This window comes from Paenibacillus sp. JNUCC32, from assembly GCF_014863545.1.
Lineage (GTDB): Bacteria > Bacillota > Bacilli > Paenibacillales > Paenibacillaceae > Paenibacillus_AQ > Paenibacillus_AQ lautus_A.
The window spans coordinates 1,158,812-1,179,435 of sequence record NZ_CP062260.1 but is presented as its reverse complement, the minus strand read 5'-3'; the positions used below and the strand labels follow the sequence as shown (position 1 = coordinate 1,179,435).

The 20,624-nt window shown below is 51.1% G+C and carries 21 protein-coding genes; all 21 read right to left on the bottom strand.

What is annotated here, in order from left to right; genetic code table 11:
* Positions 1 to 314 precede the first annotated feature (314 nt).
* Positions 315 to 1,769, bottom strand: coding sequence for a nicotinate phosphoribosyltransferase (locus JNUCC32_RS05420; RefSeq protein WP_192572602.1), 1,455 nt, complete (start codon positions 1,767 to 1,769; stop codon positions 315 to 317).
* Positions 1,770 to 1,826: 57 nt separating this feature from the next.
* Positions 1,827 to 2,384 carry a cysteine hydrolase family protein gene (locus tag JNUCC32_RS05415; RefSeq protein WP_015736271.1) on the bottom strand — a complete coding sequence of 186 codons (558 nt, stop codon included), beginning with the start codon at positions 2,382 to 2,384 and terminating at the stop codon, positions 1,827 to 1,829.
* Positions 2,385 to 2,451: 67 nt separating this feature from the next.
* Positions 2,452 to 3,237, bottom strand: coding sequence for an NUDIX hydrolase (locus JNUCC32_RS05410; RefSeq protein WP_015736272.1), 786 nt, complete (start codon positions 3,235 to 3,237; stop codon positions 2,452 to 2,454).
* A 161-nt stretch (positions 3,238 to 3,398) separates the two neighbouring features.
* Positions 3,399 to 3,848 carry a YlbF/YmcA family competence regulator gene (locus JNUCC32_RS05405; protein ID WP_015736273.1) on the bottom strand — a complete coding sequence of 150 codons (450 nt, stop codon included), beginning with the start codon at positions 3,846 to 3,848 and terminating at the stop codon, positions 3,399 to 3,401.
* A 101-nt stretch (positions 3,849 to 3,949) separates the two neighbouring features.
* Entirely contained in the window at positions 3,950 to 5,509 is a 1,560-nt protein-coding gene (miaB, locus tag JNUCC32_RS05400) for a tRNA (N6-isopentenyl adenosine(37)-C2)-methylthiotransferase MiaB (protein ID WP_015736274.1), read from the bottom strand.
* A 302-nt stretch (positions 5,510 to 5,811) separates the two neighbouring features.
* On the bottom strand, positions 5,812 to 6,384 hold the full coding sequence (gene pduL, locus JNUCC32_RS05395) for a phosphate propanoyltransferase (protein ID WP_096774477.1): 573 nt from the start codon (positions 6,382 to 6,384) through the stop codon (positions 5,812 to 5,814).
* A gap of 163 nt (positions 6,385 to 6,547) precedes the next feature.
* Positions 6,548 to 7,519, bottom strand: coding sequence for a dipeptidase (locus JNUCC32_RS05390; protein WP_192571302.1), 972 nt, complete (start codon positions 7,517 to 7,519; stop codon positions 6,548 to 6,550).
* Positions 7,520 to 7,599: 80 nt separating this feature from the next.
* Entirely contained in the window at positions 7,600 to 7,860 is a 261-nt protein-coding gene (locus JNUCC32_RS05385; protein WP_006211249.1) for a stage V sporulation protein S, read from the bottom strand.
* A gap of 129 nt (positions 7,861 to 7,989) precedes the next feature.
* Positions 7,990 to 8,793: a TIGR00282 family metallophosphoesterase gene (locus JNUCC32_RS05380; protein WP_323373590.1), complete on the bottom strand. Its 804-nt coding sequence runs from the start codon at positions 8,791 to 8,793 to the stop codon at positions 7,990 to 7,992.
* A 139-nt stretch (positions 8,794 to 8,932) separates the two neighbouring features.
* Positions 8,933 to 10,474 (bottom strand): ribonuclease Y, encoded by a 1,542-nt coding sequence (rny, locus tag JNUCC32_RS05375; protein ID WP_009589303.1) that lies wholly within the window; start codon positions 10,472 to 10,474, stop codon positions 8,933 to 8,935.
* Between the two features lie 366 nt (positions 10,475 to 10,840).
* Positions 10,841 to 11,578, bottom strand: a complete 738-nt coding sequence (locus tag JNUCC32_RS05370) for a regulatory protein RecX (RefSeq protein ID WP_192571301.1) — start codon at positions 11,576 to 11,578, stop codon at positions 10,841 to 10,843.
* Between the two features lie 139 nt (positions 11,579 to 11,717).
* Entirely contained in the window at positions 11,718 to 12,779 is a 1,062-nt protein-coding gene (gene recA / locus JNUCC32_RS05365) for a recombinase RecA (RefSeq protein ID WP_096774482.1), read from the bottom strand.
* 287 nt (positions 12,780 to 13,066) lie between these two features.
* A complete protein-coding gene (locus tag JNUCC32_RS05360) occupies positions 13,067 to 14,329 on the bottom strand; it encodes a competence/damage-inducible protein A (RefSeq protein ID WP_015736280.1) in 1,263 nt (420 codons plus the stop codon).
* A gap of 101 nt (positions 14,330 to 14,430) precedes the next feature.
* Complete coding sequence (gene pgsA / locus JNUCC32_RS05355; protein WP_009589313.1) at positions 14,431 to 15,018, bottom strand: CDP-diacylglycerol--glycerol-3-phosphate 3-phosphatidyltransferase; 588 nt, start codon at positions 15,016 to 15,018, stop codon at positions 14,431 to 14,433.
* A 264-nt stretch (positions 15,019 to 15,282) separates the two neighbouring features.
* Entirely contained in the window at positions 15,283 to 15,774 is a 492-nt protein-coding gene (locus JNUCC32_RS05350) for a YajQ family cyclic di-GMP-binding protein (protein WP_009589306.1), read from the bottom strand.
* Between the two features lie 151 nt (positions 15,775 to 15,925).
* Positions 15,926 to 16,099, bottom strand: coding sequence for a hypothetical protein (locus tag JNUCC32_RS05345; protein ID WP_009589315.1), 174 nt, complete (start codon positions 16,097 to 16,099; stop codon positions 15,926 to 15,928).
* Between the two features lie 76 nt (positions 16,100 to 16,175).
* Positions 16,176 to 17,189: a helix-turn-helix domain-containing protein gene (locus JNUCC32_RS05340; RefSeq protein ID WP_192571300.1), complete on the bottom strand. Its 1,014-nt coding sequence runs from the start codon at positions 17,187 to 17,189 to the stop codon at positions 16,176 to 16,178.
* Between the two features lie 49 nt (positions 17,190 to 17,238).
* Positions 17,239 to 18,006 carry a DUF3388 domain-containing protein gene (locus tag JNUCC32_RS05335; protein WP_009589314.1) on the bottom strand — a complete coding sequence of 256 codons (768 nt, stop codon included), beginning with the start codon at positions 18,004 to 18,006 and terminating at the stop codon, positions 17,239 to 17,241.
* A 204-nt stretch (positions 18,007 to 18,210) separates the two neighbouring features.
* Positions 18,211 to 18,465: a DUF3243 domain-containing protein gene (locus JNUCC32_RS05330; protein ID WP_009589302.1), complete on the bottom strand. Its 255-nt coding sequence runs from the start codon at positions 18,463 to 18,465 to the stop codon at positions 18,211 to 18,213.
* 108 nt (positions 18,466 to 18,573) lie between these two features.
* Positions 18,574 to 19,344 (bottom strand): elongation factor P 5-aminopentanone reductase, encoded by a 771-nt coding sequence (gene ymfI / locus JNUCC32_RS05325; RefSeq protein ID WP_192572600.1) that lies wholly within the window; start codon positions 19,342 to 19,344, stop codon positions 18,574 to 18,576.
* A complete protein-coding gene (gene yfmH / locus JNUCC32_RS05320; RefSeq protein WP_192571299.1) occupies positions 19,344 to 20,624 on the bottom strand; it encodes an EF-P 5-aminopentanol modification-associated protein YfmH in 1,281 nt (426 codons plus the stop codon). The genes ymfI and yfmH overlap by 1 nt, the downstream gene beginning before the upstream one ends.

Sequence of the window (20,624 nt, the reverse complement as noted above, 5' to 3'; positions counted from 1 at the left end):
GCATGGATTCATCACTCGTCTTTGGCCTGTATAGAAGCACAGAGCCCATTCGGATTCATGTAAATGGTCAGCCGGCACATACCATACCCTACCAACAACTGAGGCCGGATGTCAGTGAAGATTTGTACATATGGTATTACGAACGCCAGCCCGACATGCTAGAGAACAAGGACAAGGTTCATCTCACCGCGCGTGACGTCAACGGAAGCATAGTGGATCGACTTGACCTATAGGCCAAATACCAAAAGACGCTCCCTTCTCCTGCCAAGCGGCAAGATTGGGGAAGCGTCTTTTTCATTGGTGCATTTTATATTCTAATCTTCATGCTGTTCCATGAACTCGGCCATCATCCGCTGTTTCACTTCCCAGACCTCTTCGCTCAGGTTCACGCGGTATATCTCCGGATTCAGCTTACGCAAATACTCGGGCCAGAACTGTCCCAGCTGTGCGTCATGATAGCTGCGGATTTCCTCCAGCTCCGGCAGTACATACACCAATTCGCCATTCTGGAATATCGGTTCCAGCATGGACACCGCTTCAAAGTTCTTCACGTTTTTGCGCATGTAAGGATGCAGCGGATTAAATAGCTTCAGCTTGCCGCTTTCCGGCGGCATTTCCTCTTCCGGGAAGCAGATGTAATCGGCGATCGCTTTGCCGCTGCCCTTGGATATGATGCGGTACACGTCCTTTTTGCCGGGGGTGGACACTTTTTCAGGGTTGCCCGAGATTTTGATGGTCGGTACCATTTTCCCGTCAACCTCCCGCTCCACCAGCTTATAAACGCCTCCGAGCGCAGGCTGGTCGGCTGCCGTGATCAGCTGGGTACCGACGCCCCAAGTATCCACTTTAGCCCCCTGTGCCTTGAGATCCAGAATCGTTCCTTCATCCAGATCGTTGGAAGCCACGATGCCGACGTAATGAAGACCGGCCTCATCCAGCATCTTCCTTGCCTGAATCGACAGGTAAGCCAAATCCCCGCTGTCCAGACGAATGGCATTCATCCGCTTTCCTTGGGCCTCCAGCTTCTTCGCTGTCGCGATGGCATGGGGAATCCCGCTCTTTAACGTATCGAAGGTATCCACCAGCAGCGTCACTTGATCCGGCATGACCTCGGCAAAAATATCAAATGCCTCCTGCTCGCTCCGGAAGGTCTGCACCCAGGAATGCGCATGCGTGCCTTTGGTCGGAATGCCGAATTTCTCGCCGGCCAGCATATTCGAGGTAGCATGGAAGCCGGCCAGATACGCTGCACGGGCTCCCCACACGGCCGCATCCGCTTCCTGCGCGCGTCTTGTGCCAAACTCCAGCAAGGTATCGCCGCCGGCCACCTGACGGATGCGGGAGGCCTTGGTCGCGATCAAGGTCTGAAAATTCATGAAGTTCAGGAGCGCGGTTTCGACCAGCTGCGTCTCGAAAATGGTGCCTTCCACCCGAATGAGCGGTTCGTTCGGGAATACCAGCGCCCCCTCCTTCATGGAATGAATATTCCCTTGAAACCGGAAGCGGCGAAGCTCCTCCAGAAATTCAGGCTTATACTTCTCTTCCTGTTTGGCCAGATACGCGATATCCTCATCCGAGAAACGCAAGGACTCGATATAATGCACGATCCTTTCCAGTCCGGCAAAAACGGCGTACCCGTTACCGAACGGCAGCTTGCGGAAATATCCCTCAAACACCGCACGCGTACGATGAGAGCCGTTAATCCAATGCGCATACATCATGTTGATCTGGTATTTGTCCGTATGTAGTGCTAATCCTGCTGTCAGCATCACGATCATCCTCCAGTATGACCCGGTTCATCCATGCTTCCGGGTAGTTCGAGCTGTCTATCGATTAAGAAATTCTTCGCTTCGCACAACGGCTGCCCCGAGACTGCCCTGAAAGTGGCTTAACGCCCACTTATGCCCCTCCGGATTGAAGCTGGCAACGCCATCCTCATAGACCGTTATTTTGTATCCGTAATTATACGCATCCACGGCAGTATGCAGCACGCAGATGTCGGTGCATACCCCGACAAGATCGACTTCGGTAATCCCGCGTTCCCGCAGCTTCTGGTTCAGATCCGTACCGCAGAATGCGCTGTATCTTGTTTTATCCATCCAATAGATCGTATCCTTGCGATCCTCATAGACCTGTTGTAACTCGCCGTATAATTCCCGCCCCCGGGTTCCCCGGATGTTATGCGGAGGAAACAGCTTGGTTTCGGGGTGAAAAGCGTCGTCCTGCTCATGCAGGTCCACGGCCATGACGACAAAATCTCCGCGATCGCTGTATAATCGGGTCAACTCTGCAATGGTCTTCTGAATGTCGATGGCGGGCTTCCCTACCGGCAGGTTACCATCCACGAAATCATTCGTGAAATCTATCACGATTAAGGCTTTCATCTGACACACTCCTCTACGATATGATTAATGTGATCGATAAAATAACAGCGGTTGAATCATAGACCTGCTACGTATAAATCGATAGCAGCGGCGCATGATCCGTAAATCGGTACAATTGGGCCGGACGTTGGGAATATTGGTTGGAGCTTAGCGGCTTGCCGTTCTCATCCCGCGCTTCTTCCAGTATCCCCTGTCTGCTGCGGGTCGATGTGATTTTACGGATAAAGTTGGGTTCGTTGAACTCGGGCACAACCGTCTGGATGACCTGGTATAACTCGCTCAGCGTAAAATGCTCCGGCAAAAACTGCCTGGCAATCGTCGTTTGCAGCATTTGCAGCTGAATCTTGCGGTAAGCATCCATAATAATATCCCTGTGGTCAAAAGCAAGCTCCAGCTCCTCCAAAGCTTCCGCGACCGTAAACAGGCCAACCTCTTCCGCGTCATCGGCAGCCTGGCGGTGCTCCAGCATCCACTCCTCTACGAGCGCATAGAAGGCATGGCTGATAATCCAGCCTCTTGGATCACGTCCCGGCGCGCTATACACGCCCAAGTACTCCAAGTGTCCGCCGTCCACCCCGGTCTCTTCCTTCAGCTCCCGTTTGGCGGCATCGTAAATCGACTCGCTTTCACGGCAAAAACCGCCGGGAAGCGCCCACATGCCGGCACAAGGCCATGACCTGCGCCGGATCAGCATCACCTTAAGCTCCCGAATGGGCAGTGTCTTGGTAAAGGTCTTCCGTTCCCGCTTCGTCAGGGTAAACATCACGATATCGGCGGGCACACCGTCCGGTGTTCTGTATTTCTTGGCACTGCTCTTTGGCGCCTGTTCGCGATCCGTCATTTCCATCACCATAACTATTAATTTGATAATTTCATTATGACATATTTAAAAATGATGTCAAGGATTTCCTAGCCCAATCTCTATATAAGTTTACTATGCCCTATCCATCCTCATTCTGTGCATGCCTTAACAAGAACAGAAAAGGTGCGGAACCATTCCGCACCTCGTTTCCTCTATCCGCAGCTGCTTGGCGGCGTATCTTTGCCTGTTTCCACGTTCACTTTTTCCGAAACGGTATCGTGAATCACGGACACGACCAGCTGAAGGAGATAATTAATGTCGCTCTGACTTTGCTGGAACTCCATCACGAGCGGAATGCTGTCAATCTCCTCCTGCAGCTCTTCGATCTCGCGTTCGATTTTTGCTACCATGTCCTTGTTCTGGAACGTTTCAAAAGCTACGATTTCTTTTTGCTTTTTCTTAATGGTTTTGATCAGGTTTTGGACCCGTTCGTGATTCTGGATCTTCTCTTCCGCTTGCTTAAACATCTGAACTTCTTCGCTTGTGGATATTAAATTCGCCAGCTCGCCGGCTTTCGCCAGAATATCGTCGCGTATAATCAATTCACGCGTATTGTAAGTGGACATACCGTAGGTGTTGGTACGAACATGATCATGTGCCAAGGTTCATCGCTCCAATTCTTCATCATCTATATGGGTATATGCAGGCATGGATCCATTGCGGTAACGGTCTATGCTGCATTGGCATGCTTCTTGCCCCTCCATTATACCGCATCTGAGGCAGGAATCGCGTCCGGGATCATATCCCCTTTGATATACCAGGTCTTCGTATCCGTGATCCGTACATTCACGAAGCTGCCTACGAGTTCCGTTGAGCCTTCAAAATGCACCAGCTTGTTCGTGCGCGTGCGTCCGGACAGCATGGAATCATTGTTCTTGCTGACTCCTTCTACCAGGACCTCCACCGTAGATCCAAGCAGCCTGTCGTTGCTCTTGCGGCTGTATTCATTAATGGCGGCGTTCAAGCGCTGCAGACGCTCGCTCTTAACCTCCATCGGCACGTTATCCTCCATCACCGCTGCCGGCGTTCCTTCGCGCGGAGAATAAATAAAGGTATACGCAGAGTCATAACCTACTTCCCGTACCAGGGACAGCGTCTCCTCAAACTGCTCATCGGTTTCGCCGGGGAAACCGACAATGATGTCGGTGGTGAACGCTACATTGGGAATCGCCTTCTTAATCTTATGGGCCAGTTCCAAATACGTCTCGCGGGTATATTTCCGGCTCATTTTCTTGAGCACTTGCGAGCTTCCCGACTGCACCGGCAGATGAATATGCTCCACCAGGTTGCCGCCCTTCGCCAGCACCTCGATCAGATGATCGTCGAAGTCCCTTGGATGGGATGTCGTGAAGCGAACGCGCGGGATATCGATTTTGTGAATATCATCCATCAGATCGCCGAAGCGATACTGGATATCTTCAAAATCTTTGCCGTACGCATTCACGTTTTGACCGAGCAGCGTAATTTCCTTATACCCTTGACGGGCCAATTCGCGAACCTCGGCAATGACGTCCTCCGGACGCCGGCTGCGTTCCTTGCCGCGGGTGTAAGGGACGATGCAGTATGTACAGAATTTATCACAGCCGTACATAATGTTGACCCAGCCGCGGAGACCTTCCCTTTTCTTCGGAAGATTCTCGACAATGTCGCCTTCCTTGGACCACACTTCAACCACCATTTCCTTGCTGAAGAGCGCTTCCTGAATCAAGTGAGGCAGACGATGTACGTTATGCGTGCCGAAGATCAGATCCACGAAGCCGTGCTTTTGGAGAATTCGATTCACCACCGATTCTTCCTGCGACATGCAGCCGCAAACCCCAAGCAGCATATCCGGCTTTTCCGTCTTCAGATGCTTCAGGTGGCCGAGTTCGCCAAACACCTTGTCCTCCGCATTCTCACGAATGGCACATGTGTTGAGCAAAATGATGTCCGCCTGCTTGCGATCCTCGGTTGCCCGGTAGCCCATCTGCTCCAGCAATCCCTTAATCGTCTCGGAATCATGCTCATTCATCTGGCATCCGTACGTATACACGATGTAATGCTTGCCAGCCCCGATGCTTCGGAACTCCTCAGGCAGCTCGGTATCGTACAGGACTTCGACACTCTGTTTGCCGCGTTGTTTTTCCTGTCTATGATTAGGCTCCGAAAGAATGTTGATTTCCCGGCCGTTGATGCGAATTCTCTTCCCGTGTTCGTCTTCCGAGAGAACTTTGGCTCCTGAAAAATCAAAATACTTGGAGTAGTCCTTACTTTCTTTGGACATGCTAGGTCACTCCTTAGATCCGCAAAATCTCTGGTTTACATGACAATATTGCTTAATAGGCACTGTTTTAAATTATATCATGATCTTTATGCCTAAGCTACCACCCTGGTGCTATTAGAGCGTTCCTTGGCCGTTGATTTTCTTCTCCGCATGTTCGGCAGCACGCCGCCCGTAAACTTGGAATTTCCAAAAAAGAGCCTGGCATCGATGAATCGATCCAGGCTCTTCTTGACTGCGAACTTGTAAAAGCTGCGCATGCGTGACACATACAGTATGTTCTTATGGCTTTCTAAAGCCGCGGATTAATCAATAATTTCAGCAGTGTCTCCGGTTTTGGCGCCGGCTGCGTTGGCCTCATCGGTGTCGATGTGCATGTCGAGCGCAAAATTGTCGGATACGCGGGCAATGACGTTCTCCAGCACGAGGCCGCGTTCGCCGCCTAGGCGCACTTTGAGCAGGTCCTTGTCCTTGATGCCCCACTGCTCCGCATCGGATGTATGGAAGTGAATATGACGAGCGGCCACGATGACGCCTTCGTCCACCGTTACTTCACCTGCCGGGCCTTTAATCGTGATTCCCGGGGTTCCGGCAATGTTTCCGGATTCGCGCACGGGTGCTTTCACGCCGATGGCAAAAGAATCCGTACGTGAAATTTCCAGTTGGGTTGCAGGACGCGCAGGTCCCAATATTCTTACTTTATCGAATTGTCCCTTCGTTCCAATGACCGCTACCGTTTCGTTGGCCGCGAATTGTCCTGGCTGGGACAAAGGTTTGAACTCTGTAAGTTGATATCCAGGGCCGAACAATGCCTCAATATGCTCTTGGGTTAAATGAATATGGCGGGCGGATACACCCACGGGTACAGTTTTACTCATCTGTCTCACTCCTTGTTTTTCTCTATATGCTGTACATGCCATCACCTATTATACTCTCTATTACCCAAAAATAAAAAGGCAACCCGCGTGTTTCAGGCCGCCTTCTTTGGTTTCTTGCGCGATCTGCAACAGGATTGTCATAGTTACCCTCGAATCCAGGATGTTATGCGTCATGTTCATATTCTTGAACCGGCGATGCAGGCAAATGCTGTTCAAGAAAACGCAGCGGATTATCCGACATCCAGCCCTTGACCGTCGATTCGGGATAAAACTTGAGCAGCAGCTCCTGAAAATCCGGATACCGGCCCGGATGCTCCAGCCCTTCGATCCACTGATCGATTCCGTCGAAATCCGACCCGAACATGATGTGCTTCTCTCCGCCCAGCTCACAAATCTTCTCGATGTGCGGCAGGACGTCCTCCGGCGTCACTCGCTGGACACCGCTGCGGATAAACCAGGGCACAAACGTGATGCCGATCATGCCGTTTAACGCTATCAGTGCCCGTATCTGTTCATCGCTCAAATTCCGGGGATGCGGGCAAATGGAGTAGGCATTGGAATGCGAAGCAATGACGGGCCGCTGAGTCAGCTCCGCCAGTTCCCAGAAACCGGCCTGGGACAGATGGGACACATCCAGAATGATGCCTGTTCTATGACATTGTTCGATCAGCTGACGTCCCCGTTCCGTAAACCCGCCGTTTCGCTGCTCCAGCACGCCATCCGCTGCCCAGTTGGCATAATTCCAGGTAACTCCCATCAATCGTACGCCCATATCAAATAAAAGCTGAACATAATACAGATTGCCCTCCAGCCCGTCAACGCCTTCCAGCGACAGGACGCCGTACCGCTCCGTTTTGCGTTGTCTCATCTCCCGGACTTGTTCCCGCCAGAGCAGGGGCTTCAGATGACCCGCGTTCACGATGCGGCTTCGGAATACATCCAATTGGGCCAGCACGCGCTCAAAGGAGGGCCTCCCGAATTTTTCCGACAAGAACACAGCGAATACCTGAAGCGCCAGATCCCCGCGCTCCAAACGCTGCATCGTTACATCCAAATGCGGGCCGTCCACAAAAGAGGCTTTGGGATCTTCCCACATTTTGCTCAAAACATCGCAGTGAAAATCAACCGTCCGCATCGTGCCGCTCATCCCCCTTCTGACCTGTCACAGCGTTTACGCTAAGCAGAGTAAACAGGCTCATCCTCAACATTCGAAATTTATCTAGGTTCCACGATCAATTTAATTGCCGTCCGGTCTTCGCCATCAATCACAATATCCGTAAAAGCAGGGATGCATATCAAATCCACCCCGCTCGGTGCTACAAATCCCCGGGCAATCGCTACCGCTTTAATGGCCTGGTTCAGTGCTCCCGCCCCAATCGCTTGCAGTTCCGCTCCGCCCCGCTCCCGAAGAACTCCAGCGAGCGCCCCTGCAACCGAATTAGGATTGGATTTTGCTGAAACTTTTAATACTTCCATGGTAAGTACCTCCCCTGGGAATGTTGAGTGATGGTTTGCTTCCGCTTACTAGATGTTATTCGTGAGAGGGGAAAAAATTCCTGCTTTTTACCATCCGTACCTAATTTAATTAAACGGATTTTGACGTTTTTAATCCATCCGCCATTCATCTTCGTACATGCGGATTTTTTGGATCTTCCGGGCTTTTCCCGTCTCCTCATCCATGTCCACGCATACGGCGTGGAACTGCCATTTGCCTTCGTCGACCTGGAAACGGGCAGGAAGCTGGGTCTTGAATTTATACATGACCGCATCGCGCTGCATGCCGAGGATGCCTTCCTTTGAGCCCACCATGCCGGTATCCGTAATGTATGCCGTTCCTCCCGGGAGTATGGTATCGTCATTGCTCTGCACGTGGGTGTGCGTGCCGACCACCATCGAGGCACGGCCTTCCAGATGCCTTCCCATGGCAATTTTCTCCGAGGTCGCTTCAGCATGAAAATCCACAAGGATGCATTTGTGCTTTTGGCGCAGTGTATCCACGATGTCATCGGCGGCCCGGAACGGGCAATCGATGGCTGGCAGGAATGTCCGTCCCTGCAGATTCACGATCGCCAGCTGTTTGCCGTTCGCTTTAATGACGGTGTATCCGCGGCCGGGCGTGCCGGGCGGAAAGTTCGCCGGGCGAACCATGCGGGGTTCGTCGTCGATAAATTCAAATATATCCTTGTTATCCCACGTGTGGTTTCCCAAGGTGATGCCATGAATGCCCCAATTGAAAAATTCATTGGCGATGGCCGAGGTGATGCCGCGTCCTGAAGCCGCGTTCTCCCCATTGGCAATAATGATGTGCGGATTATATTTGGACTTCAGCTCCGGAAGGGAAGCTTTCAGCGCCTTGCGTCCTGTGCTGCCGACAATGTCTCCGATGAATAATACTTTGATGTCAATCACTCCTTCAGGGGGAGCCTGTCCTGTCCTGACTTGATCCCAGGCAGGTCGGTTCCCGATTCATGGATAGTCCGATATGTATTTTCGGATATCTTAAAGATAAAAAGTGGCCGGAATGCGGCCACTTTTTAAGGTCCAAACTCTATTTCGCGTAATCGACCGCACGGGTTTCCCGGATAACGGTGACTTTAATATGACCCGGATAGTCCAGTTCATTTTCAATCGTTTTGGTAATGTCGCGTGCCAAGCGGAATGCTTCGGCATCGTCGATTTTTTCCGGCTGTACCATGACGCGAACTTCACGTCCTGCTTGAATGGCGTAGGATTTCTCAACGCCTTCAAAGGATTCGGAAATTTCCTCGAGCTTCTCAAGACGACGGATGTACGTCTCAAGCGTCTCTCTGCGTGCTCCCGGTCTGGCAGCGGACAATGCGTCGGCTGCGCCCACCAGCATGGCGATAACCGAAGTTGCTTCGCAATCACCGTGATGGGAGGCAATGCTGTTGATAACCACCGGATGTTCCTTATACTTCTTCGCCAGCTCCACGCCGATTTCAACGTGCGATCCTTCCACTTCATGATCCAGCGCTTTACCGATGTCATGCAACAGTCCTGCCCGTTTCGCAAGCACGATGTCTTCGCCCAGTTCGCCGGCCATCAGGCCAGTCAAATAGGCCACTTCCATGGAGTGTTTCAACACATTTTGTCCATAGCTCGTACGGAATTTCAGTCGACCCAGAATTTTGATCAAATCCGGATGCAAACCGTGTACGCCAACCTCGAAAGTGGCTTGTTCCCCATACTCGCGAATGCGTTCGTCCACTTCCTTGCGGGATTTCTCCACCATTTCTTCGATACGAGCCGGATGAATCCGTCCGTCCGCCACGAGCTTTTCCAAAGCCGTACGGGCAATTTCACGGCGAATCGGATCAAATCCGGACAGAATGACAGCTTCCGGAGTATCATCGATAATAAGGTCAATCCCTGTAAGGGTCTCAAGCGCACGAATGTTTCGGCCTTCACGTCCGATAATCCGGCCTTTCATTTCTTCGTTCGGCAAGGTGACAACAGAAACCGTGGTCTCAGCTACGTGATCAGCCGCACAGCGTTGAATAGCCAGCGTGATGATCTCGCGTGATTTCTTATCTGCTTCTTCCTTCGCCTGCTGCTCGATTTCTTTGATCATCTGAGCGGTTTCATGACGAACTTCTTGCTCGACATTGCTGAGAATGATGCTGCGGGCATCCTCCATCGTCAGGTTGGAGATGCGCTCCAGTTCTGTCGTTTGCTTCTTGTAAATTGCATCGATTTGCTGCTGGGTTTCCTCTATTCGTTTCTCTTTGTTCGCCACTTGTTCTTCTTTACGTTCCAAAGATTCTATTTTTTTATCCAGCGACTCTTCCTTTTGCAACAATCTGCGCTCCTGCCGTTGAATTTCATTCCGGCGCTCGCGAGTGTCTTTTTCAGCTTCGGCTCTGATTTTATGAACTTCGTCTTTAGCTTCGAGAACCGTTTCTTTCTTCAATGCTTCTGCTTCCTTCTTCGCACTTTCGACGATCTGCAAAGCGGCATGCTCGGCACTGGAAATTTTAGCTTCTGCAAGGGATTTGCGAATAAAATAACCGAACCCAAAGAATATAGCGGCTACAGCGAGAACGATTATGATCCAGATCCAAGTTTCCATCTGTTCACCTCCTCGTTGTTTCCTCCAAGGCATTCCTTGGGAAAATGTGCAATTGTCAGGTTACTCATTCATACATAAAATTTTCCGGCAGTGGAAGCTGCCGTCCATACTGCGCACGCCATAATGATCGTACGCAAATCCCGCCTTAGCCAGCGGAATACATTTCACTATGAATTGGCGATTTAAGAATCTTTCACAAAGTAGTCACTTTTTTGGAAGGAAAAAGGATTCTAATTTATGATAAAAAGATTCATATTTATTTTAGTATTTATAAAAAGATATTGTCAAGGGAAAGCAATGGGTAAACGTCAGTTTCATCCAGTGAAACCATTTCTTTTAGCGAAAAAATGCACACCTGCTTGTGCTTTATTCAAAATCATACGGCTCTTCGTCCCATTCGCCTTTCTCCTGCTCCTCTTCGATCAGAATTTTGAGTGCCTGGCGCACAGGCTCTCCCCCAAAACCCCTACGCATTAAATATGCTCCGGTTTTACGTTTGCGATCCAGCAGCTCTCCTTGGGTTTGCTGCCATTTTTTTCGTCCCACGGCCAGGCAGCTCTCCAACTCCGATTCTGCGCTGATCTCGCCCAAAGCCTCCGAAATCAGCTCGGTGCCGATTCCCTTCTGCCTCAGCTCCTGCTTAACCCACAGCCGTCCCTTCTTATGGCTGGTCATGCGCTGCTCTGCCCACATCTTAGCGTACAGCGCGTCATCCACCAGCTTGTCCTTCTCGAGGCGTTCCAGCGTCGTCTCCACGCTGCTGGGCTCGAACCCCTTTTGCTGCAAACGCTGCGTGATCTCTTGCGTCGTCCTTGGTTTCCGCGCCAAATGATTCAGCGCTTCCACGTAAGCCCGCTGCCGCTCATCTGCCACGACAATCTCCTGCAGCTCTTCCTTGCGAAAAACATTTCCCTTTAACATGCGATATTTAAGCATCACGTCTTCATGAACGGTCATAAGGTACGGACCGAACGCGATTTGATACCGGTGTTTGGGCTTTTTCAGCATTTCGACAGAGGTTATGACCAGATCCTCGTCTTCCGGAAAATGTCCAATTCCCGAGGAATCCGCCTGCCCCGACATTCCTTTATTCTCTATATCCATACGACGCTCCCTTCACGGCTGCACGCTTCTCGACACATCGTCAAGACCAATGATTCGGCAGAAATAAATGCAAAGAAGACCGTCTGGCGTTACCCACACCGGACGGTCCCCAACACTGTCATCGTTAACCAGCGATTTATTACTCTACCTTAAACAACTCTTGCTCTTCCAATTGCTCTTGTTCCTTCTCCTTATCGGAAGCCTCAGGAACAACGGTCGTCAGGTTACTCGCTTCACGGATCTTGTTCTCGATCACGCTGGCGATCTCCGGATTCTCCTTCAAGAATTGCTTCGCATTCTCGCGGCCTTGACCAAGACGGTCACCGGCATAAGAATACCATGCTCCGCTCTTATCCACGATATCCAGTTCCGTACCGATATCGATCAGGCTTCCCTCTCTAGAGATGCCTTCGCCGTACATAATATCAAGCTCGGCCTGTTTGAAAGGTGGAGCTACCTTGTTCTTAACAACCTTAATCCGTGTGCGGTTACCCACCACATCGTTGCCCATTTTGATGCTCTCAATTCGACGCACGTCCAAACGAACCGTGGAATAGAACTTCAGAGCACGTCCGCCTGGGGTTGTTTCAGGGTTACCGAACATAACGCCAACCTTCTCGCGAAGCTGGTTGATAAAGATGGCAATCGTTTTCGACTTATTGATGGCACCCGACAATTTACGAAGAGCCTGGGACATCAGACGGGCTTGCAGACCCACGTGGGAATCACCCATGTCGCCTTCGATCTCGGCTTTCGGTACAAGCGCGGCGACCGAGTCAATAACGATGACATCGACGGCGCCGCTCCGTACCAGAGCTTCTGCAATTTCCAGCGCCTGCTCGCCCGTATCCGGTTGGGAGAGCAGCAATTCATCAATGTTAACGCCCAATTTGTTTGCATAGGATGGATCCAGAGCATGCTCGGCATCAATAAATGCAGCTTGTCCGCCAGCCTTCTGAACCTCTGCGATAGCATGCAGGGCTACTGTTGTTTTACCGGAGGATTCCGGTCCGTACACTTCAATAATCCGGCCTCTAGGCAAGCCGCCGGTTCCTAAAGCTATATCCAATGCCAACGATCCGCTTGGCACAATCTCTACCTGCATATGGGTGGATTCACCCAGTTTCATGATGGAACCTTTTCCGAACTGTTTCTCTATCTGGCGAAGCGCCATTTCCAGCGCAGCACGACGATCTGACAATTGTTCCACAACCCTTCACTGTTGATAGTCTTATCATACCTTGTTTTGACACGTTTGCCAAGCTTTTTTTCGAACATACATTCGTTTTTTTTATTCAGCTCCCCTTCCCGTTCATGCTCCGAACCCTATGTATAAAGAACAAGAACCGTGGCAACATCAATCGATATGCCACGGTTCTTCCGTATTTCCCATTATACTTGGAACGGTTCCTGAATTCAAGAACAGCTATTTAGCAAGGTGTAAATTTTTTACTTTTCCAAATACTCGGTCGCCTTTGGCCACGAAGCCTAAGCCTGCTCAGAGGCTACGAGACGCTGCCAAAGCCGGTATAACAGCGCCTTGGTTGCGCGGAGCCGGATCGTTTCGCGGTTGCCTTGGAGGTTCAGCTCATGCACTTCCGTTTCTTTGCCCCTTTGGGACAATCCGATGTAGACCAGCCCTATAGGCTTGCGTTCCGCGTAACCCGGACCTGCCACGCCTGTCACCGATAAACCGAAGTCGCTGTCGGTTACCATCCGGACATGATCCGCAAGCGCTTCAGCAACCTCCGCACTGACGGCCCCCGGCGCATCGTCCCCCTCCAGCAGCGCATGCGGGATATGCACAAGCTTCTCCTTGATCTGGTTGGTGTAACAGATGATCCCCCCAAGAAACATCGATGCGCTTCCGGGAATGGAGGTCAGGGTCTCCGCTACAAGTCCTCCCGTGCAGCTCTCCGCCGCGCTCAGGGTCCAGCTTCGATCTGCCATCATGTCCACGATGACCTTTTCGATGGGCACATCCTCGTTGGCATACATAAATTCAGGCCCTCTCTCCTGGATCCTGGCTTCGAGTTCATTCAGCCGGACCATCGCCTCAGACTCGCTGGAGGCCTTCGTGGAGATGCGGACGGTGACCTCCCCATCCTTGGCATACAAAGCAATCGTCGGATCGGTCTGGGCCGTAATCAGGTCCTCCAGGCGCTGATCCAGCGCGGACTCCCCAATGCCCGCGAATTTGAGCATCTTCGAATAGATGGGAAGCTCATCCGTGAGCACATGCTGCAGAAGCCAAGGCTTGGCCTCCTGCTCAAACATCGGCATCAATTCTTTGGGCGGCCCCGGCAAAACGATATAATGAGTGCCTTCATAGGATACCGCGTTCCCGACGGCCAGGCCTGTCTCGTTCGGAAGCGGGGTGCCTCCCTCGATGGCGAGAGCCTGGCGCCGATTGTTCTCGGTCATGACGGATCCCCGCTCATGAAAGAAGCGTTCAATCCGGTCCATGGCCATCCGGTCGATATGCAAGGAACGATTTAGAAAGGAAGCCAGCGCATCCTTCGTCAGATCGTCCTGCGTGGGACCGAGACCGCCGGACAGGAGTACAATATCGGCTCTGCTGCTGGACAGGCGCAAGGCCTCCTTGAGCCTCTCCAGGTTGTCCCCGACAACGGTTTGATAGTACACGTCGATCCCCATTGAAGCAAGCTGTCTGGACAAATACTGTGCGTTGGTATTCACGATCTGTCCGAGGAGAAGTTCTGTTCCAACTGCAATGATTTCTGCTTTCATGATTCATCGATCCTCCCGTATCTTCTATCTCTTCGTTAGTAGCTGCCTTCGTTATTCTTACCCGGCGGAAGAAAAAAGCAATAGGATGGCTCCTATTGCCGTTATGCCCCGGTACCTTTGAGAAGGTGCCTGTTCTGGACAAAATATTCGATTCCCGAATAGATCGTAATCAGCGCGGCAGCCCAGATCGCAATGACATCAAACGGAATCCCCAAAAATACAAACGGGAAATTGTTGATCAGAAGCGCGACAATCGCCACGATCTGAATCACCGTCTTGATTTTTCCGGATTGACCTGCTGCGACTACCGAACCTTCCAGAAGCGCAATTTGTCTCAAGCCAGTCACCGCAAATTCCCTGCTGATGATGACAACAGCAATCCAGGATTCGCATTTTCCCATCTCTACAAGCGATATGAGTATGGCCGCAACCAGCAGTTTGTCCGCCAGCGGATCCAGAAGTTTACCCAGATTCGTCACCATATTGTTTTTCCGGGCCAGATACCCGTCAATGCCGTCCGTGCTTGCAGCAAGTATGAATATCAGTGCCGCAATCAATTGGTTATAGGGCAGGACAAAATCATTCCACACAATGGGATCCGGATAAAAATCAAAATCCACCAGCAGGAAAATCATCATGACAGGGATCAAGCAAATGCGGGCCAACGTGATACGATTGGGTAAATTCATGGGGCAACCTCCCTTGCAACGGGTTGTCTTATTAACTCGGCAGACCCTGCAGCGGTTATTCTTCTGCATGTCATCAGGGTCGCTCTTCCCAAGAGCCTAAAGGGTTTGAAGCGTGCATCGCTGTCTGTCATTTTCATCCCCCAGTAATCTATGTATACGTTAATCCTTATATATCGTTTTTTAGTATAATATTTCCGTTGACGCCCTGTCAAAAGAAACAAACCAGCCGAGCCCACCCCTTATTGCTTGGAGGGAGAGGAGCGTTTATTTAAAATTGGTGAATTGCAGATCCAAGGAAAGGTCGGCTTTGCGAAGCAGCTGCATGATCTGCTGAAGATCATCCTTGCTTTTTCCGGTTACCCGAATCTGGTCGCCTTGAATCTGGCTCTTGACCTTCAGCTTGGAATCACGGATCAAAATATTGATCTTTTTGGAATTCTCCTGGTCGATTCCCTGCTTCAAGGTCAGACGCTGACGGACGGTACCCATGGAAGCCGGCTCGATCTTACCGTACTCCACATTTTTAAGCGACAAGCCCCGCTTCACCATCTTGGTCTGCAAAATATCGATAACGGCGTTGAGTTTGTACTCGTCATCGGAGGCAATGACCAGCGCGTCCTTGTCCAGCTTCAAGCTGCTTTTGCTGCCCTTGAAGTCAAAACGGTTTTCGATCTCGCGCTCCGCTTGATTAACCGCATTGGTAAGTTCCTGCATATCCATTTTGGATACGATATCAAATGAGCTTTCTGAAGCCATGGTGAATCCTTCCTTTCATTTGGCGATAATGCTTCTATTATAGGTAAAACCGAGAGACAAGTCTAATCCTGTAAGGAATCCGAGATGGATCAGGAACGAAAAAGACTCCGCTTATCGCCAACATCATCCGGCGAAAACGAAGCCCGCTCCCTCAACTGCTAGCTTTCTCATCATGCACCGGACGGCGGAACATACTCAGTATGCCGAGTAAAATATGTGCCAGCCCAAAGCCTAATATGCCATACCCCCAGCTGCTCGGAATCAAATAATAGCCTAAGAGGCTGACGATAACGCCTAGTCCGAATATAATCCAATTGACCGTCACAGAGCATCACCTCTTTCGGGAAGTGAAATAACAGCATGCAGCTGCATGCTGTTATGATGACCTGGGGGACAGGCAATTATTCGAAGTCGGTGGTATCCGATGTATCTGATGTATCCCCGGTACCCGTATTATCCATGGTGCTTGCGGAACCATCGGCCGGCTCCAGCACGATGCGCGACGTGGACTTGCCATCCGTTACGGGCTGGCCGCCAACCGTAATGGTCGTTGCAGCGGAATTCCCCGATTTCACGAAGAGTCCCTGGCTGTCCATGTCAAAGCTCAGCGAAGCACCGTTCTCGAGCATTTGGAAAGCCAGCTTCTCCCCGGAAGTATTGTTTCCGCGGTATACCTCGACCCAGCTCTTGCCTTCGCTCGTGGCCACAATCTCAACCTTCACGGACGAGCCCGATACCTTAAATACGGTGTTCTTGCCTTCCGTCCGGTCCTGCGTCACCGTAGCCGTTCCAGGCGTTGAATCACCCGGTTCATCGATGTCCGTTCCGTCTGTGCCTTCTGTTCCGTCCGGGGTGTCAGTTCCTTCTCCGTCCGTGCCTTCGTTAACCGTGCCGTCCGGAACATTGTCGCCGCCCTGCGCTCCGTCGCCTGGCGTCCCGGAATCCGTGTTATCCGGAGTTTGCGGGTTCTGCGCCTGATCGGTCTGCGTCTGATCATTGTTGCTGACCGGCGGTTCGTCCTTAGGCTCATTCGAATTGATGGCCACCAAATATATGACAACAACGATCAGGATCGGGAACGTCCACATCAGCAGCGTAGGCAGCCATTTCATGTTCCGTTCGGCTGTCGGTCTGCTGGCGCGCTTTTGAATAACCGGCTCCATGGTCGCTTCCGGTTCGGATTTAGGCACATCCTGTTTGTGCCCTTCAAGCAGTTCGTCCGGGTCAATCCCCACCGCTTCCGCATAGGTTTTGATGAATGCCCGCACGTAAAAACTGCCGGGAAGTACTTTGTAATCCCCTGCCTCGATGGCTTCCAAGTATCGCTTGCGTATTTTAGTCATTTCCTGCACATCATCAAGGCTCATCCCTTTTTGCAGACGCGCCTCCCTTAATTGCTGTCCCAGTTCGGACATGCCATCACCTCCTACTTTAGAATTTCGTGGTCAAAGTCAAACAAAAATATTACAAATCGTCACTATAAGAGCCCGTGAACGTATCATAAACGATTTCCTCTTCCGGATTGTTTCGCAATTCGATGATAATGTCGAAATCATCGTAGGAATATTCGGATTCGCGAACAAAGATATCGGGATGCTCGATCACCTTCGTGCTCTCCATTCCCATGATATCCTGCAGGAGCTGATAGTGGCGTTCATTGGACCGGATCGTGCTCACAATGCCGTCAATGATAAAAATGTTGTTCGTATTCATCTCGTCCTCGGAGAGTTGACTGCGAATGGTTTGACGGAGCAGCGTAGAGGAAACGAAGGTCCAGCGCTTCATCGCGCAGACGCTGCCGGCGATAATGGACTCGGTTTTGCCCACGCGTGGCATCCCGCGGAGGCCGATGACCTGATTACCTTCCCTTTTGAACAATTCACCCAAAAAATCAACAAGTAAACCGAGCTCATCACGCGTAAAACGAAACGTTTTACGATCATCCGAGTCCCGGTCGATATATCGTCCATGACGGACAGCCAGAATATCCACCAGTTTCGGGGGCCTCAAGGCTGATACCGTAATATTTTTCATTTTGTTTAACATTTTACCCATCAGAACAATTTTTTCTTCGTCATCCGTCTCGAGCAGCATTCCGCGGGTTTGGCCTTCCACGCCGTTAATGGTCAGTATGTTCACTTCGAGCATGCCCAGCACGGATGCAATGTCACCGAGCAAACCGGGCCGGTTCTTATGTATCTTATATTCCATGTACCATTGATTCGATTCCACAAAGACACCTCTTTGCACTTCTTTTCCATCAATATTCGACAAATTCCAGCGAAAATTGCACGCAAAAACAGGTCAAATGAAAAATGGGTCACGTTAATGATATATAAAATAAAAATGAAAGGCAAGTATTAACGGTGACATGAAAATTACATTCTTTTTTCTTGACAAAAAGCCCCCATTGTCGGGGGGCTTTTTGTTAATGGATTATGCGTTGTTCTTGGCCAATTTCACCATCAGACGCGCGATAACGTGGCGTTCTTCCTCGTTACCTACATCCCACAATTCTTTCAGTGCCCGGTTGGATGAGTTTTGCGGATCAACCTTCTCATCGAGGAAATCACCGATCTCATAAGCCAGCTGGGAAATGGTGTCTTCACTCATGCCCGCTTTCTCGGCTTGAACGACGCGCTCGCCCAGGAATTTCTTCCAGGAATCAAAGTTTTTGATTACGGATGACATGAATTAAATCCTCCTTTTGCGTGGTGGCAATTCAGATTTAAAGTAACAATAGTAATATGTCCCCGTAACCAATACCTTATGAGTGGTGAATTGCACCACGAACGAGATCTAGGTCACCCATCCTCCGTTCGGGCTGATCACTTGCCCGGTAATGTAGCCCGACTCGGGCAGCGCCAAAAAATACACCAGCGACGAAATCTCATCCGGCTGCGCCAATCGGCCGACCGGAATTTCATCCTCCAGCATGCGAATTTCATCCGACTCCAGATGCCCCAGCATGGACGTATCGACCGCACCGGGCGCCACGGCGTTCACCGTTACGCCTGACGGGGCAAGCTCCTTCGCGAGGGCCTTCGTAAAGGCGTTAACGCCGCCTTTGCTTGTCGAATACAATACCTCGCAGGAGGCTCCGGATAACCCCCAGATCGAGGATACATTGATGATCCTGCCAAAGCGCTGGGAAACCATGCGCCCCATAAAAGCCTGGGAACACAGAAACATCCCACGCAGGTTAATGGACATCAAAGTATCCCACTGCTCTTCCGTCACGTCGGACAAAAGCCCGTAATGGGACACGCCCGCGTTGTTAACCAGAATATCCGGCTCCATACCATGACTCTGCAGTTTCTCTTTCATCCGTAATATCTGCTCTTTGTCGCGCAGGTCGGCGGATACGGTTAATACCTTGGCTCCATAAGCCATGCAGCGGCGAGCTACTTCGTTGGCCGTCTCGTGCGAATTCATGTAGTGGATGACCACATTCATGCGGACCGAGGCAAAGCGTTCGGCGACAGCCGCCCCTATGCCTCTGCTCGCACCCGTAATCAATACCGTCATTTCCCCGATCGGCTTCAATTCTCTTCCCATGTCTTGCTTCATTACGGACTCACGACGATCGATACAGCCAGCTGGTTCCAATCGACATGCTCCTGCAGGCGGCGGTTGACATCCTCCAGGGTGATGGATTCATAAACCGGCAAAACGTTGAAGAAATCGGCGCCGCGGAACTGATAGCGAGTAAATTCATGGGCAATGTTTTCCGGGGAATTGAGCATACGCAAGTATCCGCCCATTTTCTTCTTGCGGGCCCGTTCAAAGTCCGAGGCTTGGAATCCGGATGCCTTTAGCTTATCCACCTCGGTACGGATGCGCTCCAGCAGTTGATCCGGATCCTTCGTGTCCCCGCCAACCGCGGAGAACGCATACTGGGGCGAGCTGTTATATTCATGACCGAAGCTGTCGGAGATCAAATCCTCATCGTACAGCTTCTGATACAACTCCGTACTGGAGCCAAACAGGAGATCCATCATCAGCTTGGTCGTCAGGTCGCGGCGCAGCTGCTCATCGGCCGATAAACCCACCTGCTTCTCCTTGAAGCCGAACAGGCATTTCGGCAGCGATACGGCCAAGCGACTCTCCCTCCGCTTCTCTTCGACCCCATGCGGCTCCGGATCGAATAAACGCTCAATGGAACCTTGTTTGTCGTACGATTTTCGGGCTTGGTTCGATCGGATCAGGTTCATCGTTTCCTCGGGATCGACGCCCCCCACCACGAACAGCAGCATGTTGCTCGGGTGATAGAACGCATTGTAGCACGTATACAGATCTTCTTTCGTAATCGTCCCGATGGATTCCACCGTGCCGGCGATGTCGATATGCACCGGATGCACCTTATACATCGCTTCGATCAGTCCGAAGTACACGCGCCAATCCGGGTTGTCTTGATACATGTTGATTTCCTGGCCGATGATCCCTTTTTCCTTCTCCACGTTCTGGTCGGTAAAATATGGATTCTGCACGAAATCGATCAGCGTCTCCAAATTTTCATGAATGTTCTCCGTGGCCGAGAAGAGGTACACGGTCTGGTCAAAACTGGTAAAGGCGTTCGCCGAGGCGCCATTGGAAGCAAACTTGGCAAAAATGTCGCCTTCCGGCTCCTCAAACATTTTGTGCTCGAGAAAATGCGCAATTCCGTCCGGAACCCGGGTCTCGGACTCGCCTTGGACCTTGAAATGGTTATCGACCGAACCGTACTTGGTTGCGAAGGTCGCATAGGTTTTCTGGAAGCCGGGTTTAGGCAGCACATACACGTGCAAACCGTTATCCATCACTTCGTAATACAGCGTTTCCTGCAGGTTGTCATAATGAATGCTCTCCAC